Source organism: Bordetella petrii, assembly GCF_017356245.1.
Taxonomy (GTDB): domain Bacteria; phylum Pseudomonadota; class Gammaproteobacteria; order Burkholderiales; family Burkholderiaceae_B; genus Bordetella_A; species Bordetella_A petrii_D.
Genome location: NZ_JAFMZZ010000004.1, coordinates 539,415 through 566,182, shown reverse-complemented (window position 1 = coordinate 566,182; position 26,768 = coordinate 539,415). Strand labels below are relative to the sequence as shown.

At 67.9% G+C, this 26,768-nt stretch carries 24 protein-coding genes, 1 tRNA gene and 1 pseudogene; 20 read left to right on the top strand and 6 right to left on the bottom strand.

What is annotated here, in order from left to right; genetic code table 11:
* Position 1 precedes the first annotated feature (1 nt).
* From tcuA to J2P76_RS20800, 6 genes are all read left to right on the top strand, one after another.
* A complete protein-coding gene (gene tcuA, locus J2P76_RS20825; protein WP_207409747.1) occupies positions 2 to 1,480 on the top strand; it encodes an FAD-dependent tricarballylate dehydrogenase TcuA in 1,479 nt (492 codons plus the stop codon).
* Between the two features lie 74 nt (positions 1,481 to 1,554).
* Positions 1,555 to 2,733: an ABC transporter substrate-binding protein gene (locus tag J2P76_RS20820; RefSeq protein WP_207409746.1), complete on the top strand. Its 1,179-nt coding sequence runs from the start codon at positions 1,555 to 1,557 to the stop codon at positions 2,731 to 2,733.
* 21 nt (positions 2,734 to 2,754) lie between these two features.
* A complete protein-coding gene (locus J2P76_RS20815; protein WP_207409745.1) occupies positions 2,755 to 3,621 on the top strand; it encodes a branched-chain amino acid ABC transporter permease in 867 nt (288 codons plus the stop codon).
* A complete protein-coding gene (locus tag J2P76_RS20810) occupies positions 3,614 to 4,570 on the top strand; it encodes an ABC transporter permease subunit (RefSeq protein WP_207409744.1) in 957 nt (318 codons plus the stop codon). Before J2P76_RS20815 ends, J2P76_RS20810 begins: the two co-directional genes overlap by 8 nt.
* Before the next feature lie 3 nt (positions 4,571 to 4,573).
* Positions 4,574 to 5,326 (top strand): ABC transporter ATP-binding protein, encoded by a 753-nt coding sequence (locus J2P76_RS20805; RefSeq protein ID WP_207409743.1) that lies wholly within the window; start codon positions 4,574 to 4,576, stop codon positions 5,324 to 5,326.
* Entirely contained in the window at positions 5,313 to 6,035 is a 723-nt protein-coding gene (locus J2P76_RS20800; RefSeq protein WP_242697632.1) for an ABC transporter ATP-binding protein, read from the top strand. Before J2P76_RS20805 ends, J2P76_RS20800 begins: the two co-directional genes overlap by 14 nt.
* A gap of 84 nt (positions 6,036 to 6,119) precedes the next feature.
* Here J2P76_RS20800 and J2P76_RS20795 read toward each other — a convergent pair whose 3' ends face one another.
* Positions 6,120 to 6,719 carry a nitroreductase family protein gene (locus tag J2P76_RS20795; protein ID WP_207409741.1) on the bottom strand — a complete coding sequence of 200 codons (600 nt, stop codon included), beginning with the start codon at positions 6,717 to 6,719 and terminating at the stop codon, positions 6,120 to 6,122.
* Positions 6,720 to 6,982: 263 nt separating this feature from the next.
* On the opposite strand from J2P76_RS20795, the gene J2P76_RS20790 reads away from it, so the two are divergent.
* The 7 genes and pseudogenes from J2P76_RS20790 to J2P76_RS20760 all read left to right on the top strand — a co-directional run bounded on the left by J2P76_RS20790 (position 6,983) and on the right by J2P76_RS20760 (position 14,334).
* Positions 6,983 to 8,140 (top strand): iron-containing alcohol dehydrogenase, encoded by a 1,158-nt coding sequence (locus J2P76_RS20790; RefSeq protein WP_207409740.1) that lies wholly within the window; start codon positions 6,983 to 6,985, stop codon positions 8,138 to 8,140.
* 1 nt (position 8,141) lies between these two features.
* Positions 8,142 to 8,816, top strand: coding sequence for a heavy metal response regulator transcription factor (locus J2P76_RS20785; RefSeq protein WP_207409739.1), 675 nt, complete (start codon positions 8,142 to 8,144; stop codon positions 8,814 to 8,816).
* Positions 8,813 to 10,195, top strand: a complete 1,383-nt coding sequence (locus J2P76_RS20780) for a heavy metal sensor histidine kinase (RefSeq protein WP_207409738.1) — start codon at positions 8,813 to 8,815, stop codon at positions 10,193 to 10,195. Before J2P76_RS20785 ends, J2P76_RS20780 begins: the two co-directional genes overlap by 4 nt.
* Before the next feature lie 107 nt (positions 10,196 to 10,302).
* Positions 10,303 to 10,554 (top strand): annotated as a pseudogene (locus J2P76_RS20775) (hypothetical protein); the annotation flags it as partial.
* A gap of 19 nt (positions 10,555 to 10,573) precedes the next feature.
* Positions 10,574 to 12,283: a copper resistance system multicopper oxidase gene (locus J2P76_RS20770; protein WP_207409737.1), complete on the top strand. Its 1,710-nt coding sequence runs from the start codon at positions 10,574 to 10,576 to the stop codon at positions 12,281 to 12,283.
* 8 nt (positions 12,284 to 12,291) lie between these two features.
* Positions 12,292 to 13,218: a copper resistance protein B gene (locus J2P76_RS20765; RefSeq protein ID WP_207409736.1), complete on the top strand. Its 927-nt coding sequence runs from the start codon at positions 12,292 to 12,294 to the stop codon at positions 13,216 to 13,218.
* Between the two features lie 39 nt (positions 13,219 to 13,257).
* Complete coding sequence (locus tag J2P76_RS20760) at positions 13,258 to 14,334, top strand: permease (protein WP_207409735.1); 1,077 nt, start codon at positions 13,258 to 13,260, stop codon at positions 14,332 to 14,334.
* 41 nt (positions 14,335 to 14,375) lie between these two features.
* Here the strand turns inward: J2P76_RS20760 and J2P76_RS20755 are convergent.
* Positions 14,376 to 14,452 (bottom strand) — tRNA-Pro (locus J2P76_RS20755).
* Between the two features lie 184 nt (positions 14,453 to 14,636).
* On the opposite strand from J2P76_RS20755, the gene J2P76_RS20750 reads away from it, so the two are divergent.
* Positions 14,637 to 15,128, top strand: coding sequence for an MgtC/SapB family protein (locus tag J2P76_RS20750; RefSeq protein WP_207409734.1), 492 nt, complete (start codon positions 14,637 to 14,639; stop codon positions 15,126 to 15,128).
* A 19-nt stretch (positions 15,129 to 15,147) separates the two neighbouring features.
* On the opposite strand, the gene J2P76_RS20745 is transcribed toward J2P76_RS20750, so the two are convergent.
* Together J2P76_RS20745 and J2P76_RS20740 are read right to left on the bottom strand one after the other, a co-directional pair.
* Positions 15,148 to 15,531 (bottom strand): RNA-binding S4 domain-containing protein, encoded by a 384-nt coding sequence (locus tag J2P76_RS20745; RefSeq protein ID WP_207409733.1) that lies wholly within the window; start codon positions 15,529 to 15,531, stop codon positions 15,148 to 15,150.
* A 26-nt stretch (positions 15,532 to 15,557) separates the two neighbouring features.
* Positions 15,558 to 16,217: a glutathione S-transferase family protein gene (locus J2P76_RS20740; RefSeq protein ID WP_207409732.1), complete on the bottom strand. Its 660-nt coding sequence runs from the start codon at positions 16,215 to 16,217 to the stop codon at positions 15,558 to 15,560.
* A gap of 294 nt (positions 16,218 to 16,511) precedes the next feature.
* On the opposite strand from J2P76_RS20740, the gene J2P76_RS20735 reads away from it, so the two are divergent.
* From J2P76_RS20735 to lpdA, 4 genes are read left to right on the top strand one after another with little or no spacing between them, the layout of a single operon-like run.
* Complete coding sequence (locus J2P76_RS20735; RefSeq protein WP_207409731.1) at positions 16,512 to 17,744, top strand: 3-methyl-2-oxobutanoate dehydrogenase (2-methylpropanoyl-transferring) subunit alpha; 1,233 nt, start codon at positions 16,512 to 16,514, stop codon at positions 17,742 to 17,744.
* 2 nt (positions 17,745 to 17,746) lie between these two features.
* On the top strand, positions 17,747 to 18,790 hold the full coding sequence (locus tag J2P76_RS20730) for an alpha-ketoacid dehydrogenase subunit beta (RefSeq protein ID WP_207409730.1): 1,044 nt from the start codon (positions 17,747 to 17,749) through the stop codon (positions 18,788 to 18,790).
* 1 nt (position 18,791) lies between these two features.
* Positions 18,792 to 20,165 (top strand): dihydrolipoamide acetyltransferase family protein, encoded by a 1,374-nt coding sequence (locus J2P76_RS20725; RefSeq protein WP_207409729.1) that lies wholly within the window; start codon positions 18,792 to 18,794, stop codon positions 20,163 to 20,165.
* On the top strand, positions 20,162 to 21,559 hold the full coding sequence (lpdA, locus tag J2P76_RS20720; RefSeq protein ID WP_207409728.1) for a dihydrolipoyl dehydrogenase: 1,398 nt from the start codon (positions 20,162 to 20,164) through the stop codon (positions 21,557 to 21,559). The genes J2P76_RS20725 and lpdA overlap by 4 nt, the downstream gene beginning before the upstream one ends.
* A gap of 115 nt (positions 21,560 to 21,674) precedes the next feature.
* On the opposite strand, the gene J2P76_RS20715 is transcribed toward lpdA, so the two are convergent.
* Entirely contained in the window at positions 21,675 to 22,832 is a 1,158-nt protein-coding gene (locus tag J2P76_RS20715) for an acyl-CoA dehydrogenase family protein (protein WP_207409727.1), read from the bottom strand.
* Between the two features lie 87 nt (positions 22,833 to 22,919).
* Here J2P76_RS20715 and J2P76_RS20710 point away from each other — a divergent pair, with 87 nt between their 5' ends.
* Positions 22,920 to 23,834 (top strand): LysR family transcriptional regulator, encoded by a 915-nt coding sequence (locus tag J2P76_RS20710; RefSeq protein ID WP_207409726.1) that lies wholly within the window; start codon positions 22,920 to 22,922, stop codon positions 23,832 to 23,834.
* 3 nt (positions 23,835 to 23,837) lie between these two features.
* Here the strand turns inward: J2P76_RS20710 and J2P76_RS20705 are convergent, their stop codons facing one another.
* Positions 23,838 to 24,824 carry a tripartite tricarboxylate transporter substrate-binding protein gene (locus J2P76_RS20705; RefSeq protein ID WP_207409725.1) on the bottom strand — a complete coding sequence of 329 codons (987 nt, stop codon included), beginning with the start codon at positions 24,822 to 24,824 and terminating at the stop codon, positions 23,838 to 23,840.
* 227 nt (positions 24,825 to 25,051) lie between these two features.
* On the opposite strand from J2P76_RS20705, the gene J2P76_RS20700 reads away from it, so the two are divergent.
* Positions 25,052 to 26,608, top strand: coding sequence for an AMP-binding protein (locus tag J2P76_RS20700; protein ID WP_207409724.1), 1,557 nt, complete (start codon positions 25,052 to 25,054; stop codon positions 26,606 to 26,608).
* Positions 26,609 to 26,768: the final 160 nt, after the last annotated feature.

Below are 26,768 nucleotides of genomic sequence, written 5' to 3'. Positions count from 1 at the left end.
AATGAGCGAGACAACATCCCCGGACGCGCGCAAGACCTATGACGTGGTGGTGGTGGGCTGCGGCATCGCCGGCCTGAGCGCGGCGGTGACCGCCCTGCAGGCCGGCGCCCGCGTCGCCATCCTGGAGCGCGCGGCGCGCGAAGACCGCGGCGGCAACACGCGCTGGACCGAGGCCATGCTGCGCATGAAAAGCGAATCCGAGGTCGCCGACGACTTCGAAGAGCATTTCGCCGAGAACGCCGGCCACTACCTGGACCCGGAACTGATCAAAGAGGCCTCGGGCGCCTACGAGAACTGGTCGTCCATCGTCAAGGTGCTGGGCTTTGCCGACCCGGAGTTGATCTCGACCTTCGCCGACAATGCCGGCTCCGCAATCGCCTGGCTGAAATCGTTCGGCGTGCGTTTCGATTTTCTGCCCGGGTATTTCATTACCACCTGCACCAGCCGCATGGGGCCGGTGGGCGGCGGCCTGGCCTTGGTCGAGGCGCTGGCCGGCTGGGCCGAGCAGAACGGCGCCGACATTTATTACCGCACTACCGCGCGCGAATTCCTGCGCGCGGCCGACGGCGCCATCGCGGGCATCCGGGCCACCGGCCCCGATGCCCGCGCCTTCGACCTGGCGGCGCCGGCCACGGTGCTGGCCTGCGGCGGCTTCGAAGGCAACCCCGAGATGCTGGCCCAGTACCTGGGGCCGCGCGCCCGCTACCTGCGGCCGGTGGCGCGCGGCGGCTACTACAACAAGGGCGAGGGCCTGCGCATGGCGCTGGCGGCCGGCGCGGCGCCGTCGGGAGACTTCGGCCAGTTCCATGCCGAGCCGCTGGATCCGCGCTCGGGCGCGCCCGAACCCATCGTGCTGGTGTTCAACTACGGCGTGCTGGTCAACCGGCGCGGCGAGCGCTTTATCGACGAGGCGCCGGCCACGGTGGACGCCACCTACGAATCCATCACCCGCGTCATCCACGATCAGCCCGAAGGCATCGCCTGGGCGGTGCTCGACGCGCGCATCGACGACGTGCCCAACTGGCGCCGTAGCGTGCGTTCCGACCAGCCGCCGGTGCGCGCCGACAGCGTGGCCGAACTGGCCGCCAAGATCGGCGTGGACGCGGCGGCGCTGCAGGCCACGCTGGACGCCTACAACCAGGCCTGCGCGCCGGGCGATTTCGACGCGCTGCGCACCGACGGGCTGGCCACGCGGGCCGGCTATGCGCCGCGCAAATCGAACTGGGCGCGGCCCATAGACCGGGCGCCGTTCCTGGCGTATCCCATTATTTGCGGCAATTGCTTCACCTTCGGCGGCCTGAAGGTCGACACGCGCAGCCAGGTGCTCAATACCGACGGCGACCCGATTCCCGGGTTGTACGCGGCGGGCGAGACGGTGGGCCTGTACTACGGCACCTATACCGGCGCCACCTCGGTACTGCGCGGCGCGGTGTTCGGCCGGCTGGCCGGCGCCGCGGCCGCGGCGCGCCGCCAGCAGTGACCCCGCACCCGCGGGCGGGCCGCGCGCCCGCCCGCCGGGCGGTTCATACAACACAGTAGAACCAGGAGACAACCATGAAACGACGCACGCTGCAAAGCCTGCTGGCCGCCGCGGCCATTGCCGTCCTGCCGCTGGCGGGGCATGCCGCCGACACCACCGGCGTCACGGCGGACACCATCCGCATCGGCATGTTCGGCCCGCTGACGGGTCCCACCGCGGTGGGGTCGCTGCCGCTGTTGGGCGCCACCGCCATCTACCGCCACGTCAACGAAGCGGGCGGCATCAACGGCCGCAAGCTGCAGGTGCTGGTCGAGGACGACGCCTGCGATCCCAACAAGACCATCGCCGCCACCAAGAAGCTGATGTCGCAGGACCAGGTTTTCATGATCCACGGGGGCTGGTGCAGCGGCACGGTCATGGCGATCAAGCCCGAGCTGGCGCGCCATCCCGGGTTTCCGTTCATGGTGCTGGGCGCCGCCAGCACGGCGATATCCAGCCCGGTGCAGCCCAACATCTTCCATCCGGTGGCCACCACGGCCACGGTGGCGCGTTCGATGGTGGACTTCGCCCTGAGCAAGCCCGGCGCCAAGCGCATCGCCATCATCAGCCATTCGGACGAATGGGGTAAATCGCACATCGAGCCGGCGCTGGCCGAGCTGAAAGCGCGCGGCCTGGAGCCGGTGGAAACCGCCTACCTGGAACGCGGCAGCACCGACGCCACCTCGCAGCTGCTGCGCGTGCGCGCGGCCAAGCCCGACGCGGTGCTGGCCATTCTGTATCCGCCCGAGCTGACCGTCTACCTGCGCGACGCGCACAAGTACGGCATCAAGGCGCCGGTGATCGCCACGCAGGGCGTGTCGCTGGAAGACATGGTCAAGCGGGTGGGCAACCCGGCCGCCACCCGCGAACTGTATGTGTTCTACCCGCTGTCCAAAACGCTGGACGACCCGGCCTTCCGGCAATGGAAAGACATCTATGCCGCGGCGCATCCCAAAGACCCGGTCGAGACCCTGAGCTTCATGGGCATGACCGGCGCGCTGGCCATCGTCGAGGCACTCAAGCGCGCCGGGCCCGATCTGACCCGCGAGAAGTTCATGGCCGAACTGAACCAGCTGCGCGACTTCGATCCGGGCATCCAGTCGGGCCCGCTGACGTTCACTCCGCAGGACCATGCCGGCATCAAGCAGGGCAAGATGATCTACATGAAAGACGGCAAGCCCACCATCGTGTCGGCTTACCCGGCCGGCGGCTGACAGGCGGGGGCGCAGACCGTCATGCTTGCTCAATTGATCGTCAGCGGCATCGCGGTGGGGTGCGTATATGCCCTTATCGCGCTGGGGATGACCATTCTGTTCCGCTCCACCACCGTGGTGAACTTCTGCCACGGCGAGTTCTTCATGCTGGGGGCGTTCGCCGTGCTGGTGCCGCTGCAGACGCTGGGGTGGTCGTACGGGTGGTGCATCGTCTTTTCGCTGGGCCTGCTGTTCGTGGTGGGCATGGCGGTCGAGCGCGGGCTGATGCGGCCGCTGCAGCACGCGCCGCACATCAGCCTGGCCATGATGACCGTGGCCCTGTCGTACCTGTTCAAGGGCATTTCGCGCTTCTTCTACGGCCGCGAAGTGGTGGCCCTGCCGCCGCTGATGGCGGGCGACCCGGTGTTTTTCGGCGACGTGGTGCTGCTGCCGCAGGACATGCTGATCATGGGCCTGGTGCTGCTGGTGGTGGTGGCCTTCTTCGTCTTCTTCCAGAAGACCGAGACCGGCAAAGTGATCGAGGCCGCCTCGCAGGCGCCGCGCGGCGCCTTCCTGTCGGGCATCAACGTTCCGCTGCTGCGCAACCTGATGTGGGGCGTGGGCGCGGCCATGGGCGCGCTGGCCGGCATTCTGATCGCGCCCAACACGCTGGTGTACCCCGACATGGGCGGGCACATGCTGGTGCGCGGCTTTGCCGCCATGACGCTGGGCGGCTTCGGATCGCTGCCCGGCGCGGTGCTGGGCGGCGTCGTGCTGGGGGTGTTCGAGAACCTGGCGGGCGGGTATCTGTCCAGCGCGCTGGTGGACATTACCGCTTACCTGGTCATTATCCTGGTCCTGCTGATCCGTCCGCAGGGCCTGCTTGGATGGAGGCGCGACCGTGGCTGATTCCCGCAAGCGCACGCGCCGCGTGGCGTGGCTGCTGCTGTTCATCGTGCTGGCGGCCTTGCCGCTGGGCGTGAACAACTACGTACAGTTCGTCATCAACACCATGCTGGTCTACTGCCTGGCGGCGGTGGGCTTCAACATCGTCATCGGCTACCTGGGCCAGCTGGCTTTCGCCAACGCGGCGTTTTTCGGCATCGGGGCCTATGCCGCGGGCCTGGCCATGGCGCGCCTGGACCTGCCTTTTCCGCTGGCGCTGGTCCTGTCCGCCGCCGCCGGCGGCCTGGCCGGCGGGCTGGTGGGCCTGCCGGCGCTGCGCGTGCGCGGCTATTACCTGGCCATTGTGACGCTGGCGTTCGGCGAGCTGATGCGCTGGTTCTACGTGCACGCCGACGGCCTGACCTACGGCGCGGGCGGTTTCAGCGTGCCGCCGGCCAGCCTGTTCGGCGCGGCGCTGAACGAAACCGGCAAGTACTACGTGTTCCTGGCGGTGCTGGCGCTGGGCATGGCGGCCACGCTGCACTTGTTGAAGTCGCGCATCGGCCGCGCCTTTGTCGCCATCCGCAACAACGAGCCGGCCGCCGCCTCGCTGGGAATCGCGGTGGCGCGCAGCAAGGTGCTGGCCTTCGCCTGGAGCGGGCTGATCGCGGGCCTGGCGGGCGGCCTGTACGCGCTGCTCAACGGCCGTATTTCGCCCGACACGTTCGGACTGGCGCAGATGCTGATGCATTTCGCCATCGTCATGATCGGCGGGCTGGGCAGCATGGCGGGTTCCATCCTGGGCGCGGTGCTGCTGACCGGCGCGCCGGAGCTGCTGCGCAACTTCCCGGGCCTGGAAGAGATCGTGTTCAGCCTGCTGCTGATGCTGGTGCTGTTTTTCATGCCGCGCGGCCTGGGCGGGCTGGCGGCCGACCGCATCCCCGCCATGCGCGAACGGCTGTACCGGGAGTAGGCCATGCTGCAAGTCGAGAATATGACGGTGCGCTTCGCCGGCCTGAGCGCGGTCAGCGACCTGTCGTTCCAGGTCCGGCCGGGCGAGATATTCACCATGATGGGGCCCAACGGCGCGGGCAAGACCACGGCCTTCAACGCCATTACCGGCTTCGTCCGGCCGGCCAGCGGCGCGGTGTCCTACAACGGCGTCTCGTTGCTGGGCCGCACGCCCGACCAGATCGCCGGCATGGGCATACGCCGCAGCTTCCAGAACAACGGCATCCTGCGCGAGATGACGGTGCTGGAGAACGTGCTGACCGGGCTGGAGCTGGCCATTCCGCGCGCATTCTGGCGCACTGTGGCGGGGCTGCCGTCGGCGCGCCGCGCCGAGCGCGAGGCGGTGCGCACGGCCCGCGCCATGCTCGAGCGCATGGGCATCGCCGAGCTGGCCGAACGCACCGCCGGCGATCTGTCGTTCGGCCAGCAGCGGCTGGTGGAAATCAGCCGCGCGCTGGTTGCCGGCGCCGAACTGATCATGCTGGACGAGCCGGCGGTGGGGCTTTCGCCCAGCGACCGCCATCACCTGGGCGGCGTGCTGCGCGGCCTGGCGCGCTCGGGCATCGCCGTCGTGCTGGTCGAGCACGTGCAGGACCTGGTTATGGCCGTGTCCGACCGCATCCTGGTGCTGAACTACGGAAAATGCCTGGCCGAGGGCGCGCCGGATGCGGTGCGCAACAACCAGGCGGTGCTGGAGGCATATCTTGGCCACGAATGAACTGTTGCTGGACGTCGCCGGCCTGTCGGTGCGGCACGGGCGGGTGCCGGCCCTGGCGGGCATCGACCTGCAGCTGCGCCAGGGCGAAGCGATCGGGCTGCTGGGCGCCAATGGCGCCGGCAAGACCACGCTGCTGAACGCATTATCCGGCTTCCTGCCGCATGAGGCCGGCGCGGTGCGCCTGTTCGGCAAGCCAGCCCGCGCGGGCGCGCCGCACCGGGTGGCGCGGGCCGGCCTGCTGCAGGTCTCGCAAGACCGCGACCTGTTCGGCGACCTGAGCGTGCGCGACAACCTGCGCCTGGGCTGTCTGGCGCGCGCCAAGGCCCGCTACGAACGCAATCTGGAGCGGGTGTTCGGTTACTTTCCGCGCCTGCAAGAGCGCATGGCGCAGCGCGCCTCCACCATGTCGGGCGGCGAGCAGCAGATGCTGGCCATCGGCAGGGCGTTGATGGCCGAGCCGCGCATCATTCTGCTGGACGAACCCTCGGCGGGGCTGTCGCCCCTGTTCGTGCAGGAAATCGGCGCCATGATGCAGGCGCTCAAGCGCGAGGGTGAAGTGGCGCTGGTGCTGGTCGAGCAGAACATGCGGCTGGCGGCCCAGGTGGTCGACCGCTTTTATATGCTGCGGGCCGGACAGGTAGTGGCGCAGGGGCCGGCGGCCGAGCTCGAGCGCGATTACGAGCACCTGGCGCGCGAGTACTACCTGTAGGCGCGGGCGGCAGCGGCGGCCTCTCGCTCAAAAGAAAAGGCCCGCAGATTCGCCTGCGGGCCTTTCGTGCGCCTGGCCGGCCGATCAGCCCGCCACGCGGAAACGCTCGGCGTCGTCCATGAAGGGCTTGTCGCCGAAGCCGGCTTCGTTCGAGCCGAACGGCATCTGCGCCCGCAGCTTCCACGACGCGGGGATATTCCATTCGCGCGCCACGGCGGCGTCGATCAGCGGGTTGTAGTGCTGCAGGCTGGCGCCCACGCCGGCGTTGGCCAGGGTGGCCCATACCGACATCTGCGCCATGCCGCCGGCCTGTTCCGACCAGACCGGGAAGTTGTCCGCGTACAGGGCGAATTTTTCCTGCAGGCTGCGCACCACGTCCTGGTCTTCGAAGAACAGCACGGTGCCCACGCCGGCGGCGAAGCTGTTCAGCTTGGCTTCGGTCTGGGCGAAATTCTCGGGCGGCGCGACCTTGCGCACTTCGTCCACGGCAATGCGCCAGAGCTTTTCGCTTTCGGCGCCGAACAGCACCAGCGCGCGCGAGCTTTGCGAGTTGAACGACGACGGGCTGTGCTTGACGGCTTCCTGGATCAAGGACAGCAGTTCTTCTTTGGAGGCCGAGAGGTTGCGGCCCAGCGAATATTGCGTGCGGCGCTGCTTCAGCGCATCGAGAAAAGCGTTGTTCATGTGTGATCTTCCAACCAGTAGGTAGACGGTGCGAAGGCATTCTAACTGCGGCATTGCGCCGCGAACACCCAAAACACGCAGTCCGGCGTGGAACGGATTGTTCCTTTCATGGTGCGAATTGCGGCGCCGGCGTTCCGCCGTCCCGGGCGGGCGGCAGCCGCGCCGTGGCCGGGCCGGCGCCGCGCGGCCGTTGGTGTACGCTACATCCAGCCAATGAATAGCGGGGCGGCATGCACCGCCCGGCGCGCCCCCAAGGAGACACCATGACAAGCTTCCAGTTCACCACGGTCCCGACCCTGGCCATGGAATTCGGCGCCGCGCGCCGGCTGGGCAGCCTGCTGCGCGAGCGCTACACGGCCACCCGGCTGTGCCTGGTCACCGACGCGTTCCTGCATGCCAGCGGGCTACTGGCGCCGGCGCTGGCCGACCTGCAGGCGCACGGCTGGCAGGTCACCGTCATCGACGACGTGGTGGCCGATCCGCCCGACCATGTGGTGCTCAAGGCCGCGCAGCGCGCGCGTGATTGCCGCGCCGAACTGGTGCTGGGCCTGGGCGGCGGATCGTCGATGGACGTGGCCAAGCTGCTGGCCGTGCTGTGCGGCTCGGAGCAGTCGCTGGCCGACATGTACGGCATCGGCAAGGTGCAGGGCCCCCGGCTGCCGCTGGTGCTGCTGCCGACCACGGCGGGCACCGGCTCGGAAGTGACGGCGATTTCCATCGTCACCACGGGCGAAACCACTAAAAGCGGGGTGGTGTCGTCGTTCCTGATGGCCGACCTGGCCATCCTGGATGCCGAACTGACGCTGGGCCTGCCGCCCGCGGCCACGGCCGCCACCGGTATCGATGCCATGGTGCATGCCATCGAGGCCTACACGTCGGCGCGCCTGAAGAACCCGATTTCCGACATGCTGGCCCGGCAGGCCCTGGCGCTGCTGTCGGCCAACCAGCTGCGCGCCTGCCGCGACGGCGGCGACCGCGCCGCGCGCGAGGCGATGCTGCTGGGCGCCACGCTGGCCGGGCAGGCGTTTTCCAATTCGCCGGTGGCGGCCGTTCATGCGCTGGCCTACCCGCTGGGCGGCCATTTCCATGTGCCGCACGGGTTGTCCAATGCGCTGGTGCTGGTGCATGTGCTGCGCTTCAACCGGCAGGCCGCGTTGCCGCTGTACGCGGAGCTGGCGGCCGTGCTGCCGGGCGAAGGCTGCCCGGCCGATCCGGGCCAGGCGGCGGATTATTTCATCGCGCGCATGGAATCCCTGGTGCGCGAGACCGGCATACCGCGCACCCTGCGCGAGGTGGGCGTGGCCGAGCAAGACCTGCCCATGCTGGCGGCCGACGCCATGCTGCAGCAGCGGCTGCTGGTGAACAACCCGCGCCCGGTCGCCGAGGCCGACGCCCTGGCGATCTACCGGGCGGCGTTCTAGGATGCGCATCCTGGTCATCGAAGACGAGCGCAAGCTCGCCCACTACCTTCAGAAAGGCCTGGCCGAGCACAACTATGTGGTGGACGTGGCCCTGGACGGCGTCGACGGCAGGCATGCCGCCCTGGAAGGCAGCTACGACCTGATCGTGCTGGACGTCATGCTGCCCGGCATCGACGGGTTCGGAGTGCTGGCCGACCTGCGCCAGGCCAGGGACACGCCGGTACTCATGCTGACCGCCCGCGACAAGGTGGAAGACCGCGTGCGGGGCCTGGAGGGCGGGGCGGACGACTACCTGGTGAAGCCGTTTGCATTTTCAGAGCTGCTGGCCCGCATCCAGGCCCTGTTGCGGCGGGGCCGGGGGCAGGAATCCACCCTGTTGCGGCTGGACGACCTGGAGCTGGACCTGGCGCGGCGCAAGGCGCACCGCGCGGGCGCGCGCCTGGATTTGACCGCGAAAGAATTCACCCTGCTGGCCCTGATGCTGCGCCGCCAGGGGCAGGTGCTGTCCAGGACCCAGCTTGCCGAGCAGGTGTGGGACATGAATTTCGACGGCGACACAAATGTCATCGAGGTGGCCGTGCGCCGGCTGCGCGCGAAAATCGACGACCCGTTCGACAAAAAACTGCTGCACACCGTGCGCGGCATGGGCTACGTGCTCGAGGCCAGAGCGCCGTGAAGCGCCGGCGCATCCCCTCGATCGAAATCCGCCTGACGCTGCTGCTGGGGGCGATTGCCCTGGTTGTTTCCTGCGTGGCCGGCTATACCCTGTTCTGGGCGCTCAAGCGCGAAGTGCAGCGGCAAGAGATGGCCGAGGTCGCCGGCAAGCTGGAACTGATCGACCACTTGGTCGACATGCTGAATGCCCCGCCCGAAATGAAGCAGCTGCGGGATTCTCTCGACAACATTCTGGTCGGCCACACCAATCTGCGGGTGTGGATCCTGGGCCGTGACGGCGATGTTTTCCACGGCGGCGCGGCGCCCCGGTCGATACGTCCGGCGGGCGGGCAGGAAATATTCCTCAAGACTCAAGACGGCTGGGACATGCGGGGGCTGAGGCTGCCGATAGACGGCCCGGTCTTCAACGACGCGGATCTGGTCGTGGCGGTCAACATCCGGCCGGGTATCCAGTTCTTGTATGCGTTCGCCACCGCATTGATACTGATTTGCGCGCTGTGGGTGGGGGCGACGGTGGTGCTGTCCGCCTGGGCTGTCCGGCGCTCTCTGGCGCCGATACGGCGGCTGTCCGGCCAGGCCGCGCGCATCCAGCCGGGCAGCCTGGCGCTGCGGCTGCCCGAACACGGCATCGACCGCGAACTGTGCGAATTCACGCATACGTTCAATGCCACGCTCGACCGCCTGCAGGCCGCGTATCAGCAAATGGAGGGCTTCAACGCGGATGTCGCGCATGAGCTGCGCACGCCGCTGGCCACCTTGATCAACGGCACCGAGGTCACGCTGTCTTCGGCGCGTTCCGCCGATGAACTGAAAGAGTTGCTCGAATCCAACCTGGAAGAATTGCAGGGCCTCAAAACGCTGGTCAACGACATGCTGTTCCTGGCGCGCGCCGACGGCGGAGAGCTTGCCCAGGACCTGCAGGAAGTCCAGCTGCGCGGCGTGGCGGCGCACGTGGCCGAGTACTACGACGCCGCCCTGGCCGAGGCTGGGCTGTCGGTGGAAATTCATGGCGGCGGCACAGTGCTGGCCAATCCGCGGCTGCTGCGCCGCGCGCTGTCGAATTTGCTTAGCAACGCCATCAAGGCCAGCCCGCGCGGCCAGAGCATCGCCATTCATTGCAGTGCACAGAATGGCGGCGGCGAATTCAGGGTGCGCAATACCGGCGCTGCCATCGAACCGCAGGCATTGCCGCGGATTTTCGACCGTTTTTTCCGGGCCGACAGCGCGCGCAGCAGTAGAACCGAGGGGCACGGCCTGGGCCTGGCGATTGTCGATGCCATCGCGCGCATGCACGGCGGCGCCGCCTTTGCCGCGTCTGACGGCAGCGGCACCGAGGTGGGCTTTTCCCTGGCCCGGCCCGCGCACATTACAAAAAAGTAATTTTCCTGACAGCTTGGGGTTGGGTGCGGATGCCTATAGTGGCAGCCACTTCTTCTTGTTGGATTCAGGAAATCACGATGACCGGGAAACGCGTCTTCGGCCAGGTGTTCAAAGTCACCAATTCGGGCAAGATTCGCCACGAGATGGTGCTGGGAATGGAAGCAGACCTCAATAGCCACTATCAGATGATGCTCAAGAATCCCGGCATGCGGCATGACGCGCCCAACTCGGTGTCGCTGCAGGCTGGCAAAACGGGCGAGATCGTGTGGCAGTTCAGCAAGGCGGGCCGGGTGGCGTTCGGCTGCCTGGAGCCCGGCCATTATCCGGTCGGCATGAAGGGCGCCGTGTCGGTCAAATGACCTCGCACCGGGACCGCTCATGACCAAAGCCGTTTCGAACCCGCGGCGCCGCTTCGTGCAGGGTCTGGCCGCCGGCGGCACCCTGGCAAGCCTGGGCGCGTGGCGCGCGCCCGCATGGGCGGCTGCCCAAGCGGCGCAGGGCGCCGTGCTGTCCGGCACCGAGTTCAACCTGGATATCGCGCAGACTGCCGCCAACCTGACGGGCGCGCCGCGCATGGCCACCACGGTCAACGGCATGCTGCCCGCGCCCACGCTGCGCTGGCGGGAAGGCGATGCCGTGACGCTGCGCGTGACCAACCGGCTGGAAGAGGACACTTCGATCCACTGGCACGGCATACTGCTGCCCACCGCCATGGATGGCGTGCCCGGCCTCAGTTTTCCGGGCATACGCCCGGGCCAGACCTTTACCTACCAGTTCCAGGTGCGGCAAAGCGGCACGTACTGGTACCACAGCCATTCGGGGTTCCAGGAACAGACCGGGCTGTACGGCGCCATCGTCATCGATCCCAAATATCCCGACCCGGTCAGCGCGGACCGCGACTACGTCGTGCTGCTTTCGGACTGGACCGACGAAGACCCGATGAGCCTGTTCCGCAAGCTGAAGGTGATGCCCGACTACTACAACCACATCCAGCCATCGGTGGAAAACCTGCGCGAAGATGCGCGGAAAGCGGGGTGGAAGCAGGCGTTGGACGAGCGCCTGATGTGGCAGCGGATGCGCATGAACAATACCGACCTGGCCGATGTGTCCGGCGCCACCTACACCTTCCTGACCAACGGGCAATCGCCCGCCGGCAACTGGACGGGGCTGTTCCGGCCTGGAGAAAAAATCCGCCTGCGTTTCATCAACGGTTCGGCGATGAGCTACTTCGACGTGCGCATTCCCGGTTTGAAGATGACGGTGGTGTCGGCCGACGGGCAGCCTGTCAGGCCGGTGGAAGTGGACGAGTTCCGCATAGCGGTGGCGGAAACCTACGACGTTATTGTCGAGCCGGACGGCGACCGGGCCTACACCATTTTTTCGCAAGCCATGGACCGCTCGGGGTATGCGCGCGGGACGCTCGCGCCGCGCGCGGGCATGCAGGCCGACGTGCCGGCGCTGGACGCAGTGCAAGTCCTGACCATGATGGACATGGGCATGGCCCACGACATGTCCGGCATGGCGGGCATGCACCACGGCGGCGGCGCGGGCGAGGGCGGCATGGTGCAAGTAAAGCATCCCTATCCGGCCGAGCACGGCCCGGCCAATACCATGCCGCCCCAGGTCGTTTCGACCAGCCTGGGCGATCCGGGCGTGGGCTTGCGCGACAACGGCCGCAGGGTCCTGACGTACGCCGACCTGCATTCCATGGTCCAGCCGGCCGACAACCGCGCGCCCACGCGCGAGATCGAGCTGCACCTGACGGGCAACATGGAACGCTATATGTGGTCGTTCAATGGCTTGAAGTTCAGCGAGACCAAGCCCATCGTCCTTGAGTTCGGCGAACGGGTCCGCTTCGTGCTGGTGAACGACACCATGATGACGCATCCCATCCACCTGCACGGCATGTGGAGCGATCTGGAGTCGCCCGATGGAAGCTTCCAGGTGCGCAAGCACACCATCAGCCTGAACCCGGCGCAGCGCGTCACGTATCGGGTAAGCGCCGACGCCAAGGGAAACTGGGCTTATCACTGCCATCTGCTTTATCACATGGAAGCCGGCATGTTCCGCGCGGTGGTCGTGGAGTGATGGCAAGCATGAAAAATCATCGATATCCGCGCAACCGGCTTGCCGCGGCGGCGGGAATGCTGGCCTTGGCGCTTGCGAGCGCGGCGGCCCTGGGACAGCCGGCCCCGGCAACCATGCCGGACATGGACCATGGCTCGATGCAGGGGATGGGCCACGGCTCGATGCCCGGCATGGATCATGGTTCGATGCCGGCAATGCCAGGCGAAGCGAAAGCCGGCGCGGTGCCGGTGGGAACGCTGCCCACCAGCGACGGCACGGCGCAACAGCGCTATTCCGCCTACGGCATTCATCCGCACATGATGGACAACATCATCACCAGCCAGTTGTTGTTCGACAAGCTGGGCGTCGCCTATGACAGGGTCGGCCAGACCGGCCTGCAATGGGACGGCCAGGTCTGGGTGGGACGCGACCTGGACAAGCTCTGGATCAAGAGCGAGGGCGAGCGCGTGGGCGGCAGCACGGACGGCCGGGTAGAGGCTTTCTGGAGCCATGCCGTGACGCCATTCTGGGACTTGCAGCTGGGCGCGCGGCGCGATATCGGCGCCGGCCCCAAGCGCAACTGGGCCGCCATCGGCGTGCAGGGCGTGGCGCCGTACAACATCGAAACCGAAATGACCGGTTACGTCGGCGGCTCGGGGCGCACCGCGCTGGGGCTGAAGATGGAATACGACCTGCTGCTGACACAGCGGCTGATCCTGACGCCCGAGATCGAAGCCAGCCTGTACGGAAAAGACGACCCGGCGCGAGGCATCGGCGCGGGCCTGGCGGATGCCCGGTTCTCGCTGCGGCTGCGCTACGAACTGGCCCGCGAAGTGGCCCCGTATATCGGCGTGTCGTTCGGGCGCAAGTTCGGCCAGACCGCCAGCTACGCCAGCGCGGCGGGCGAAAGCCGCTCCGAGCGCGCCATCCTGGCCGGCGTGCGCATCTGGTTCTAATCGCCGATAATGCGGTCCGTTGGTTCCTGCCGCAGAGTCATGACAAGCACATCCAAGCCGCGCCGCCTTTCCCCGGCGCTGGGCATCGCCGTTTTCGTGGCGCTGGCCGCCATCGGCCTGTATTACGTGAAATGGTCCCCGTACTACCATCGCGCCTTCACCGCCGCCGACACGCATTCCATCGGGTCCTCCATCCTGATGGGCGCCGAATCCGCTCCGCCGGCTGCTTCGCTGGACGCCGCGCTGCATTACGCGCTGGCCTACGGCAAGGCGATCTGGCAGGCCATGGTGCTGGGGCTGCTGCTGGGCTCTGCGGTGCAGGCCTTGCTGCCGCGCCGCTGGATCGTCCGCGCGCTAGGGGGCACAGGCCTGGGCAGCGTGGTGGCGGGCGGCCTGATGTCGCTGCCCGGCATGATGTGCACCTGCTGCGCCGCGCCGGTGGTCGCCGGGCTGCGCAAATGCCAGGCGGCGCCCGGCAGCGCCGTGGCGTTCTGGCTGGGCAACACCATGCTCAACCCGGCCACGCTGGTCTTCATGGGCTTTGTGCTGGGCTGGAACTGGGCGGGCCTGCGCCTGGCGCTGGGCATCGTGCTGGTGTTCGGCCTGGGCTGGCTGCTGAACCGCATGAGCCGCAGCGATGAGCGCACGTTCGATTCCGCCCAGATGAAGGCCATGCAGGCGCAGGCCGAAGCCGCCGGAAGCGACGAGCCGAACCCGTTCAAGCGCTGGGCGGCGCTGTGCGCGCGCATGACGCTGCGGCTGGTGCCCGAGTACATCGTGCTGGTGCTGCTGCTGGGCGCCGCCCGCGCCTGGCTGTTTCCGCAGATCGGGGCGGGCGTGGACAACCACGTTTTGTGGATAGTGGGGCTGGCGCTGGCCGGCACGCTGTTTGTCATTCCGACCGCCGGCGAAGTGCCGATCGTGCAGGCCATGCTGGCGCTGGGCATGGCCGCCGGCCCGGCGGCCGCGCTGCTGATGACGCTTCCGCCCGTCAGTCTGCCGTCGCTGGCCATGGTGGCCAGGTCGTTCCGGCCTGTTGAGCTGGCGATACTGGTGCTGGCGGTGATCGCCGCGGGCCTGGCGGCCGGCGGGATTGCGGTGGGGCTGGGGTTCTAGGCTGCTGCCTGGCGGCAGTCGATGCCCGGCGTTGAATTCAGTGGTCGGGGCGGCGGGATTCGAACTCGCGACCCTCTGCTCCCAAAGCAGATGCGCTACCAGGCTGCGCTACGCCCCGACGTGCCGCTAAGATTAGCAGCGGGGAGGCATTGTACCTTAGCCGGCTGGTGGTTTTCGCGGGCACGGGCCGACCCGCGGCACGGCATGTAGGCGGATGTTGCACCAAGCCGATATGATGGGTGCGTGCGCCCTGTGCCGGCCGGCGCCGGGAACCTCCGTTCCGCCCTCCAGGAGACGCCGCCATGACGATCTGGCAAGAAATCTGGGCCACCATCCATAGCGAATTCAGCGACATTCCGGACGCGGGCGAAGCCACCCGCATTGTGCTGCGGCTGGGCATGGCTTTCGTGCTGGGCGGGCTGCTGGGCTACGAGCGCGAGCGCAGCGGCAAGGCCGCGGGCCTGCGCACCCATATGCTGGTGGCCCTGGGCGCGGCCCTGTTCGTGCTGGTGCCGCTGCAGGGCGGCATGCAGGTCGGCGACCTGAGCCGGGTGCTGCAGGGGGTGATCGCAGGCATCGGCTTCCTGGGCGCGGGCGCCATCATCAAGCTCAGCGGCGAAGGCGTGATCCACGGGCTGACCACCTCGGCCAGCATCTGGATGACCGCGGCCATCGGCGTGGCGGCAGGCATGGGGCGCGAAGCCACCGCCGTGGTCAGCACCCTGATCGCCCTGTTCGTGCTGGCGGTGCTGCGGCGGGTGGAAAAGCGCATCGACAGCAAGCCCGACGACTGACGCGATGCCCGGCTTGGGGCTACTTGCCGCGGATCTGGCCGATCAGCCGGCGGTCGCGCTTGGTGGGGCGGCCCGCGGTAATCGCCTGGGCCGGCTCGGGCGCCAGGCGGCGCATTTCGGCGGCGCGCTCGCGCGCGGCAATGCTTTCAGGGGTTTCTTCATACAGCTGGCGCGCCGCCGGCGCGGGGCCGCGCACGGCGCTCAAGGCCCGCACGCAGACGTGCATGGCGGGATCTTCCTTGCGCACCGCGACGCGGTCGCCGACCGCGATATCGCGCGCCGGCTTGGCGGGCTGGTCGTTGACCAGCACCCGCCCCTTGCCGATCTCTTGCGCGGCCAGGCTGCGGGTCTTGTAGAAGCGCGCCGCCCACAGCCATTTGTCGAGTCGCATCTTGTCTGCCATAGCGCGCCATTTTAGTGGCAAGCGCGTCAGTCGCGGTCCGGCGTGCCCAGCGGGAAGAGCTGCCGGTAGGGCCGGGCTTCGTCCACCGCGCGCGCGAACGACGGGCGCTGCAGCAGGCGGCCGCGATAGGCGATGACATTGGCATGGGCGGGGCCGATGGGATGGGTCCAGTCGGCGTAAAACAGGAACGGCGCGGCGGCGCAGTCGGCCAGGCTGAAATCGGCGCCCGCGGCCCACTGGCGGCCCTGCAGCCGCTGTTCCAGCCAGGCGTACGCGGTTTCCAGCATCTGGCGCGCCTGCTCCACGCCGTACGGATCACGCACGTCGGCCGGCCGCAGCGCGTCGAACACGACTTTCTGCTGGGGCGTGGATACATAGTTGTCGAAAAAGCGGTCCAGCATGCGCACTTCCAGCGCGGCGCGGGGGTCTTCGGGAATCAGCCGCACCGGCCCGGGATGGTGCAGGCCCAGGTGTTCGATGATGCAGGTGGCTTCCAGAATGGTCTGGTCGCCGTCCACCAGCATCGGAAAGCGCTTCATCGGCCACAGCTGCGCCAGCCGCTGCATGGCGGGACTGTCGGGGCCGGCCAGTATCTGTGGCTCGAATTCGATGCCGTTCTCATAGAAGGCGACCAGGGCCTTCTGGCAGTACGACGAAAAGGGGTGGAAATACAGTTGCAATGCCATGGCAGGGGCTCCTGAAGTTGGCGGCGGAGGATTCCGCCCTGTTACGACGAACGGGCGGGGCCGGAATCGACACGCCGGCGCCCGGCAGCCGGCTGTTTCACCATGTGCAACACAGCCCCCGGGCCGGGCCGTCTGGCGGGCGGGCAGGGCAGGCGCTTATGCTAATCTGTTCTCAGCCGGACGCACGCATTTACCCCGCCTGCGATCCGGTAGCGGCCGACTGCGCGGTTACCTCCAGCACCAGGCCTTTGCAAAGCAAGAACGCATGACACGATCAAGCGTGGAGACATAACCATGAGCCAATACGGCCCGCTGAAACTGCACGTCCCCGAGCCCACCGGGCGTCCGGGTTGCAAGACCGACTTCTCTTATCTGCATCTTTCGCCCGCCGGCGAAATCCCCAAGCCCCCCATTGACGTGTCCGCGGTCGATACCGGCCAGATGGCGTACCAGCTGGTGCGCGTCATCGACGACGACGGCCGGGCAGTGGGCCCCTGGGCGCCGCAGCTCGACGCCGACACCTTGCGGGCCGGCATGCGCGCCATGCTGAAGACGCGCATTTTCGACGCCCGCATGCTGACCGCGCAGCGGCAGAAGAAAATCTCGTTCTATATGCAGAGCCTGGGCGAAGAGGCTATCGGCTCGGCCCATGCGCTGGCGCTCGAGCCCGGCGACATGTGTTTTCCCACCTACCGGCAGCAAAGCATTCTGCTGACCCGCGACGTGTCGCTGGTCGAGATGATGTGCCAGCTGATGTCCAACGAGCGCGACCCGCTCAAGGGGCGCCAGCTGCCGGTCATGTATTCCAAGCGCGAGGCGGGGTTTTTCACCATCTCGGGCAACCTGGCCACCCAGTTCATCCAGGCGGTGGGCTGGGGCATGGCCTCGGCCATCAAGGGCGACACGCGCATCGCGTCGGCCTGGATCGGCGACGGCGCCACGGCCGAAGCCGATTTCCACACCGCGCTGACCTTCGCGCACGTGTACCGCGCGCCGGTGATCCTGAACGTGGTCAACAACCAGTGGGCGATCTCGACCTTCCAGGCCATTGCCGGCGGCGAAGGCGCCACCTTCGCGGGGCGCGGCGTGGGCTGCGGCATTGCCTCGCTGCGCGTGGACGGCAATGATTTCCTGGCGGTGTATGCCGCCTCGCAGTGGGCCGCCGAACGCGCCCGCCGCAACCTGGGCCCCACGCTGATCGAATGGGTCACGTACCGCGCCGGGCCGCACTCGACTTCCGACGACCCTTCCAAATACCGCCCCGGCGACGACTGGAGCCACTTCCCGCTGGGCGATCCGATCGCGCGCTTCAAGAAGCACCTGGTCGGGCTGGGCATCTGGTCCGACCGTCAGCAAGACGAGCTCAAGGCCGAACTCGAAGCCGAGATCCTGGCCGCCCAGAAAGAGGCCGAAAGCCACGGCACGCTGGTCGACGGCCACGTGCCCAGCGCCGCCAGCATCTTCGAAGACGTATACAAAGACATGCCGGAGCACCTGCGCCGGCAGCGCCAAGAGCTGGGGGTCTGATCATGGCGGACGAAAAGAACATGGGTCCGGCGACCACGTCGATGACCATGATCCAGGCATTGCGTTCGGCCATGGATGTCATGCTGGAGCGCGACGGCAATGTGGTGGTGTTCGGCCAGGACGTGGGCTATTTCGGGGGCGTGTTCCGCTGCACCGAAGGCCTGCAGGCCAAGTACGGCACCTCGCGCGTATTCGACGCGCCGATTTCGGAAGGCGGCATCGTGGGCGTGGCGGTGGGCATGGGCGCATACGGCTTGCGGCCGGTCTGCGAAATCCAGTTCGCCGATTACTTCTATCCGGCGTCCGACCAGATCGTGTCGGAAGCCGCGCGCCTGCGCTATCGGTCGGCCGGCGAGTTCATCGCCCCGATGACCATCCGCATGCCTTGCGGGGGCGGTATTTACGGCGGGCAGACGCACAGCCAGAGCCCCGAGGCGATGTTCACGCAAGTGTGCGGCCTGCGCACGGTGCTGCCGTCGAACCCGTACGATGCCAAGGGCCTGCTGATCGCCGCCATCGAAAGCGACGACCCGGTCATTTTCCTGGAGCCCAAGCGCCTGTACAACGGCCCCTTCGACGGCCACCACGACCGGCCCGTCACGCCCTGGAGCAAGCATCCGGGCAGCCAGGTGCCCACCGGCTACTACACCGTGCCGCTCGAATCCGCGGCCATCGTGCGGCCCGGCGAGGCGCTGACGGTGCTGACCTACGGCACCACGGTGCACGTGTCGCTGGCCGCCGCCCAGGAAACCGGCCTGGACGCCGAGGTCATCGACCTGCGCAGCTTGTGGCCGCTGGACCTGGAGACCATCGTCAACTCGGTGCGCAAGACCGGCCGCTGCGTGGTGGTGCACGAGGCCACCCGCACCTGCGGCTTCGGCGCCGAGCTGGTGTCGCTGGTGCAGGAGCACTGCTTCCACCACCTGGAAGCGCCCATCGAACGCGTAACCGGCTGGGATACGCCCTATCCGCATGCGCAGGAATGGGCGTACTTTCCCGGGCCGGTCCGCGTGGGCGCGGCGTTCCAACGCGTGATGGAGGCATGACATGGGAATCCACATCATCAAGATGCCCGACATCGGCGAAGGCATCGCCGAAGTAGAGCTGGTGGCCTGGCATGTGAACGTGGGCGATACGGTGGCCGAAGACCAGCCGCTGGCCGACGTGATGACCGACAAGGCCACCGTCGAGATTCCTTCGCCGGTGGTGGGCAAGGTGGTGGCGCTGGGCGGCAGCGTCGGCGACACCATGGCCGTGGGCAGCGAGCTGATCCGCCTGGAAGTCGAAGGCGCCGGCAATGCCAGGGCCGACGCCGCCGCGCCCGCCCGCGCCAGCCAGGAAACGGCCGCGCCGGCGCCCGCCAGCGTCGCTGAGCAGGCCGAGGCCGCGCCCGCGGCGGGCGGCATCGCGGGCCAGATCGCCAGGGACATGGCCAGCGGCGCGGCTGCCGCGCCCGGCGCCGCACAGCCGGCCCCCGCCGCGCCGGCCCGCCCCGCGGCCGGCCCCCGGCCAGCGCCGGCCGCGGCCGCGCGCCAGCCCGGCGAACGGCCGTTGGCCTCGCCGGCCGTGCGCAAGCGGGCCTGGGACATGGGCATCGAACTGCGCTTCGTGCAGGGCAGCGGCCCGGCCGGCCGCATTCTGCACGAAGACCTGGATGCCTATCTGCAAGGGCAGGGCGCCGCCGCGCCCGAAGCGCAGGCCGGATACCGCGAGCGCAACGACGAGCAGCAAGTGCCGGTGGTGGGCCTGCGGCGCAAGATCGCGCAGAAAATGCAGGAGTCCAAGCGCCGCATTCCGCACTTCAGCTATGTCGAGGAAGTCGACGTCACCGAGCTGGAAGCGCTGCGCACGCAGCTCAACCGCAAGTTCGGCGAGTCGCGCGGCAAGCTGACGCTGCTGCCGCTGCTGGCGCGCGCCATGGTGATCGCGCTGCGCGATTTTCCGCAGATCAACGCGCGCTACGACGACGAGGCCGGCGTGGTCACCCGCTACGGCGCGGTGCACCTGGGCGTGGCCACGCAGACCGACAACGGCCTGATCGTGCCGGTGCTGCGCCATGCCGAAGCGCGCGACATCTGGGCGCTGGCGGCGGAAATCGCGCGCCTGGCGCAGGCGGTGCGCAGCGGCAAGGCCGAGCGCGACGCGCTGTCGGGCTCGACCATCACTCTGACCAGCCTGGGCGCGCTGGGCGGCATCGCCAGCACACCCGTCATCAACCATCCCGAAGTCAGCATCGTGGGCGTGAACCGCATTGTCGAGCGGCCGGCCATCTACCAGGGCGCGGTGGTGGCCCGCAAACTGATGAACCTGTCCTCGTCGTTCGACCATCGCGTGGTCGACGGCATGGATGCGGCGCAATTCATCCAGGCGGTGCGCGCGCTGCTGGAACAGCCCGCGCTGCTTTTCGTGGAGGCGCCATGAGCGAGACCCGAACCACAACCCTGCTGGTGATCGGCGGCGGGCCGGGCGGCTATGTGGCGGCCATCCGGGCCGGCCAGCTGGGCGTGCCCACCATCGTGGTGGAAGGCCAGCAGCCTGGCGGCACCTGCCTGAACATCGGCTGCATTCCTTCCAAGGCGCTGATCCACGCCGCCCAGGAATACGAACGCGCGCGCGAGTACGCCGGCGAGTCGGCCCTGGGCATCTCGGTGCAGGCGCCCGCCATCGATATAGGCAAGACGGTCGCCTGGAAAGACGGCATTGTCGGCCGGCTGACCGGCGGGGTGGAAGCCCTGCTGAAGAAGAACGGCGTGCAGCTGGTGCGCGGCTGGGCGCGCGTGCTCGACGGCAAGACGGTCGAGGTCGACACCGGGCAGGGCAGCCAGCGCATCCAGTGCGAACACCTGCTGCTGGCCGCCGGATCCGAACCCATGCCGCTGCCGTCGATGCCGTTCGCGGGCAGGGTGGTCTCGTCCACCGAAGCCCTGTCGCCCACGGCGATTCCTGGCCGCCTGGTGGTGGTGGGCGGCGGCTATATCGGCCTGGAGCTGGGCACGGTGTACCGCAAGCTGGGCGCCCAGGTAACGGTGGTCGAGGCGCAGGACCGCATCCTGCCCACCTATGACGCCGAGCTGACCAGGCCCGTGGCGGCGGCCCTGGCGCGCATGGGCGTGGAATTGTGCCTGGGGCGCAAGGTGCTGGGCATGAACGCGGCCGGCGATGCCGTGCGCGTGCAGGATACGCACGGCGCCGAGACCGCGCTGCCGGCGGACCAGGTCTTGCTGGCCATCGGCCGGCGCCCGCGCACCCAGGGCTGGGGCCTGGAAAACCTGCAGCTCGACCGCGCCGGCAACGCCTTGCGCATCGACGACCAGTGCCGCACTTCGATGCGCAATGTGTGGGCCATCGGCGATATTGCCGGCGAGCCCATGCTGGCGCATCGGGCCATGGCGCAGGGCGAGATGGTGGCCGAGCTGGTGGCCGGCCGGCGGCGCCGTTTCGCGCCGGCGGCGATTCCCGCGGTGTGCTTTACCGATCCGGAAATCGTCACGGCCGGGCTGGCCCCGCAGCAGGCCCAGGCCGCGGGGCTGGATTGCGTGGCGGCGGCGTTCCCGTTCGCCGCCAACGGGCGGGCCATGACGCTGGAATCCACCGAAGGCTTTGTGCGCGTGGTGGCGCGCCGCGACAACCACCTGGTGGTGGGCTGGCAGGCGGTGGGGCGCGGCGTGTCGGAACTGGCGGCGGCGTTTTCGCAGTCGCTGGAAATGGGCGCGCGCCTGGAAGACGTGGGCGGCACCATCCATGCCCATCCCACGCTGGGCGAAGCAGTGCAAGAAGCCGCCCTGCGCGCGCTGGGGCACGCCCTGCATATCTAGGCGCAGCAGCCCAGGTGTCAGGCTCCGCCAGGTGCCTGACACCGATGTGCGCCAGACTGTGTCAAAAGTACGGTGTCAGGCGCCTGGCGGAGCCTGACACCTGGCTGCGCCGCGTTTACGCCAGTACGCCCTTGGCGATGGTATTGCGCTGGATTTCGCTGGTGCCTGTCACGATGCGGTACAGCCGCAGCCGCCGGAAAATGAACTCCACCGGATGGTTCTTGGTGACGCCCACGTTGCCGTGGATCTGCATGGCCTTGTCGGCGATCTCGAAGCAGCGCTCGGATACGAACAGCTTGCACATGGCGCCCAGCTGGCGCACGTCGTCGCCGGCGTCGGCGCGTTCGGCGGCGGCCAGCACCATCTGTTCGCACGCATACAGCGCCGTGGCCATGTCGGCCAGCATGTGCTGGATGGCCTGGAAGCGGCTGATCGGGCCGCCGAACTGCTGGCGCGTCTTGGCATAATCGACCGCCATCCGGAACGCCTGCCGGGCCAGCCCGATCATGGTGGGGCAGTGCAGCAGCCGGTTCACGCTGACCCGGTTCATGGCGATGCGAAAGCCTTCGCCCGGCTTGCCGATCAGGTTCTGCCTGGGCACGCGCACTTGGTCGAGCACGATGTCGGCATCCACGTACTGGCCCGTCATGGGCACGCAGTCGTGCACCAGGCGCACTCCGGGCCGGTCCAGGTCTACCAGAATCGCCGAGATTCCATCAGCGCCCTTGTCCGGGTCGGTCACGCACAGGGTGACCGCGAAGTCGGCGAACATCGAGGCGGTGATGTAGTGCTTGACGCCGGTGATCACGTAGTCGTCGCCGTCTTCCACGGCGCGCGTGCGCAGGCTGGTGGCGTCTGAACCCGACTGCGGCTCGGTCATCGCGAAGCACGCGCCGCGCTCGGCGTTGATTACCGGCATGATGTAGCGTTCAAGCTGGTAGGGCGTGGCGTAGCGGACCAGGTTGCCGATGCGCGACGGCCCGCCCCAGTCTCCCAGCACATGCGGAAACAGGATGGCGCCCGAGGCCGCCGCGTCGTCTTTCAGCACGCACAGGTCGCGGTACGGCAGCGCCTGCCCGCCGATTTCCCGGGGCAGCTGCAATCCGTACAGGCCCAGCTCGCGCGAGCGTTGCCAGATCGACTTGACCAGTTCGCGCGGGAACTCGTCTTCGTATCCCAGGCCCAGTTCGCGTTCCATGGGCAGCAGTTCATCGTGCAGGTAATGATGCAGGCGGTCGCGCAATGCCGCCAGCGCCGGGCTGTGTTGGGCCATGATGTCTCCTTGCGTAGTCTCCAGCTTGACAGCCCTGCGCTTCTTCGCAATTATCTTTTCTTCGATCTTGATAACCAGACGGAATCGATGAGACTCGAAGACCTGGACTATTTCCTGGCCGTGGCGCGCGCCGGGCACGTGGGGCGCGCCGCCGACGGCATGGGCATCAGCCAGCCGGCCCTGACCAAGGGCATCCGGCGCCTGGAAGACGAACTGAAGCTGCAGCTGTTCGTGCGCACGCCCAAGGGCATGGAGCTCACCATGCCCGGCAAGGCGTTCTACCAGCGCAGCCTGCAGGCCCGGCGCGAGCTGGACGAGGCGCTGCGCGAGGCCGGCGACCTGCATCGCGGCAGCATCGGGCTGGTGCGCGTCGGCGTTACGCCGCTGCTGGCCGAGCCGGTATTCAACCAGGCCTGCATCGACCTGCTGGCGCAGCGGCCGGCGGCCAGGATCAACGTCATGGTGTCGCTGAACGACGTGCTGATTCCGGCGCTGCGCCAGGGCGCCCTGGACTTTTCCATCAGCTCGCTGCACGACTCGGCCGCGCCGGCCGAGTTCGACCGCATTCCGCTGTTTCGCGACAACCTGTTCGTGGCCGCGCGCCAGGGGCATCCGGTGTTCGGCCACGCGAAAATCCGCTTCGACCACCTGATCGGCTATGGCTGGATGCTGCCCGGCCTGCAGGCGGCCTCGCGGCGCTGGCTGCAGACGCGCTTCGAGCAGCGCGGCGCGCCGCCGCCCGAAATCGTTATCGAATCCAATTCATCGGTGTCCAGCCTGGTCAGCATCCTGCACAGCACCGACCTGCTGACCGTGATCAGCGAGATCACGCTGCAGTCCGACGCCGGCAAGGGCCTGGCCGCTGTGCCGCTGGAAGACGTCACCTGGCACCGCGAGATCGGCATCATGACGCGCCACGGCAGTTATCAGTCGCCGCTGGCGCAGCGCCTGATCGAGATACTGCGCGAGCGCGCCCGCGCCGGCACGCCGCGCGCCCGGTAGGGCTTACTGGTTGCTGAGCCCCAGCTGCTTGATCAGCGGGCCGTAGCGGTTCGATTCGTCGTCGATCAGCTTCTGGAATTGCGCCTGCGATCCGGCAATGGGCTTGAACGACTGGGATTCCAGCGCCTTTTTCACGTCGGGCTGGTTCACGACCTTGACGATGGCCTGGTTGAGCCGTTCGACGATATCCGGCGGCGTGCCCCTGGGCACCGCGATGCCGCCCCAGCTGCCGCTTTCGAAACCTGGGTAGCCGGCCTCGGCCACCGTGGGAACCTGCGGCAGCGAACGGGCCCGCTCGGCGCTGGTAACGGCAATGGGCCGCACCTTGCCGCCCTGGATGAAGGCCATGGCGGGCGCCACCGCAATGATGCCCACGCCGACCTGCCCGCCGGCCAGGTCGTTGATCATGTTGCTGCCGCCCCGATAGGGCACGTGCAGGGCGTCGATACCGAAATGCTGCTTCACGGCCTCGAAGATCAGGTGCATGGATGAGCCGACGCCGGGGCTGCCGTAGCTGAGCTTGCCCGGATGCGCCTTGGAATACGCCACCAGTTCCGCCAGGTTGTGGATGGGCAGGCTGCTGTTGACCAGAATGACGTGCGGCGACAGGCTGATGCCCGCCACCGGCACGAAATCGCCGATGGGGTCGAATGTCAGGTTCGGCGTCAGGTGCTTGGCGATGGGGAAGTTGCCGCCGTATTCCAGCAGGGTGTAGCCGTCGGCCGGCGAGTTGGCGACCTTGGCGCCGCCGATGCTGCCGCCGCCGCCGCCCACGTTCTCGACGATGATGTTCTGTCCCAGTTCATGGCCCAGCGGGTCGGCCACCAGGCGGGCGATGTAGTCGAATTGGCCGCCGGCGGTAAAGGGCACCACCAGGCGGATCGGCCGGTCGGGGTAGCCGTCGGCGTGAACCGGCGCCGGCGCCAGGCCCGCCAGGCCCAGTGTGATGGCGGCGGTGGCCAGCCAGGGGCGGAAGTCGCGTATGTGCACAGATGTCTCCTATGGGTTGCCAGCAGGCTGTCGGCGCGCCTGTCGAGTGACGAGGCCTCAGATTTAACCTGCGGCGATTCCGCGCGCGATGCCGTATCTGCGCATTTCGATAACCGGGCGGTATGAATCCGGCGCGATAACGGCCCGGTATGAAAAATCGCGCCCGGGTTATCCCGCCAGTCTTGCGCGGCCTCACCATCCTGCTACGGAAACGAAGGAGGCATCCGATGAATCAAGGACGATATACCAGCCGCAATGCGGCCTATTGGCGCGATCGCCCCGCCATTATCTACGGCGACCGCACCGTCAGTTTCGGCCAGCTGGACACGCGTTCCAACCGCCTGGCCAATGCGCTGCTCGGCCTGGGCCTGGCCAAGGGCGACCGCGTTGCCGTGCAGGCCTGGAACTGCCCCGAGATCATCGAGCTGGAGTGCGCGCTGTACAAGGCCGGGCTGGTGAAGGTGGCGCTGAACGCGCGCCTGTCCAGCCGCGAAGTGGTCGACACGGTCAATAACGCGCAGGCCAGCGTGTTCATCGTGGACCCGGCCCACAGCGAAAGCGTGGCATCCATCCAGGGCGAACTGGCCACCGTGCGGCACATGGTCGTGACCGGCAGCGACAGCATCGAAGGCTGGCGTCCGTACGAAGCGTTCATCGCGGCGGGCGCCGACCGCAACCCCGACGTGGACATGACCGAGAGCGACCTGGCGGTGCTGCATTTCACCTCGGGTTCGACCGGCAAGCTGAAGGCCGCCATGCAGACGGTAGGCAACCGCATGGCCTCGCTGCGCAAGGTGGTGATGGGGCGCATGCGCGCCAATCCCGGCGAGGTGCTGGCGCTGGCCGGGCCGATCACCCATGCCAGCGGCATGTTCATGCAGCCCTTTCTGTTCCAGGGCGGCACCATTTTGCTGCACGACCGCTACGACCCAGAGGTTTTCCTGGATTCCGTCCAGCGCCACCGCGCGGCGTTCAGTTTCATGGTGCCCACCATGGTCAATATGCTGATCGCCGAGCCCAGCCTGCATCGCCACGACCTGAGCGCGCTGCGGCAGATTTCGTACGGCGGCGCGCCCATGGCGCCGGCCCGCATCCGTGAAGCCTGGGAAGCGCTGGGCCCCAAGCTCAGCCAGGGCTACGGCACCGGCGAGACCACCGGCGGGCTGGCGCTGCTGAGCACCGCCGACCATGCCCATGCGCTGGCCTCGCGTCCCGAAAGGCTGTCGTCCTGCGGCCGCCTGTTCGGCGAGGGCGAGCTGTACCTGGCCGACGACCAGGGCCAGCCCGTGGCCCCCGGCGAGGTGGGCGAGATCAAGGTGCGCGGTCCCGACGTGTTCGCCGGCTATTGGGGCGAGCCCGAGCTATCGGCCCAGGCGCTGCGCGACGGCTGGCTGCACACCGGCGACCTGGCCCGCATGGACGACGAGGGCTTTGTGTATATCGTCGATCGCAAGAAAGACATGATCATCACCGGCGGCTTCAATGTGTACCCCACTGAAGTCGAGCAGGCCCTGTACCAGCACCCGGACGTGTACGAGGCCTGCGTGTTCGGCATTCCCGACGACAAGTGGGGCGAAGCGGTCAAGGCGGTGCTGGTGCTCAAGCCCGGCGCGCAGGCCAGCGCGGATGACCTGCTGGCGCATTGCCGCACGCACCTGGCCGACTTCAAGAAGCCGCGCAGCATCGACATCGTGGCTGAACTGCCCAAGAACGCCAACGGCAAGCTGGCCCGCAAGCCGCTGCGCGATGCCTATTGGGCCGGGCAGGAACGCAAGGTAGGCTGAACGGCGCACGCCGCGAGAGCGGCGCCGCCAGGCCGCCAGATGCCAGACACCGCTGTGTGCCGCAGCTATCTCAGTCGTACGGTGTCCGACACCCTGCGGGAGTCGGACACTTGGCAATAAGGACGACGTCTGGCCCTGGGTATTTTCCAGGTGTCAGGCT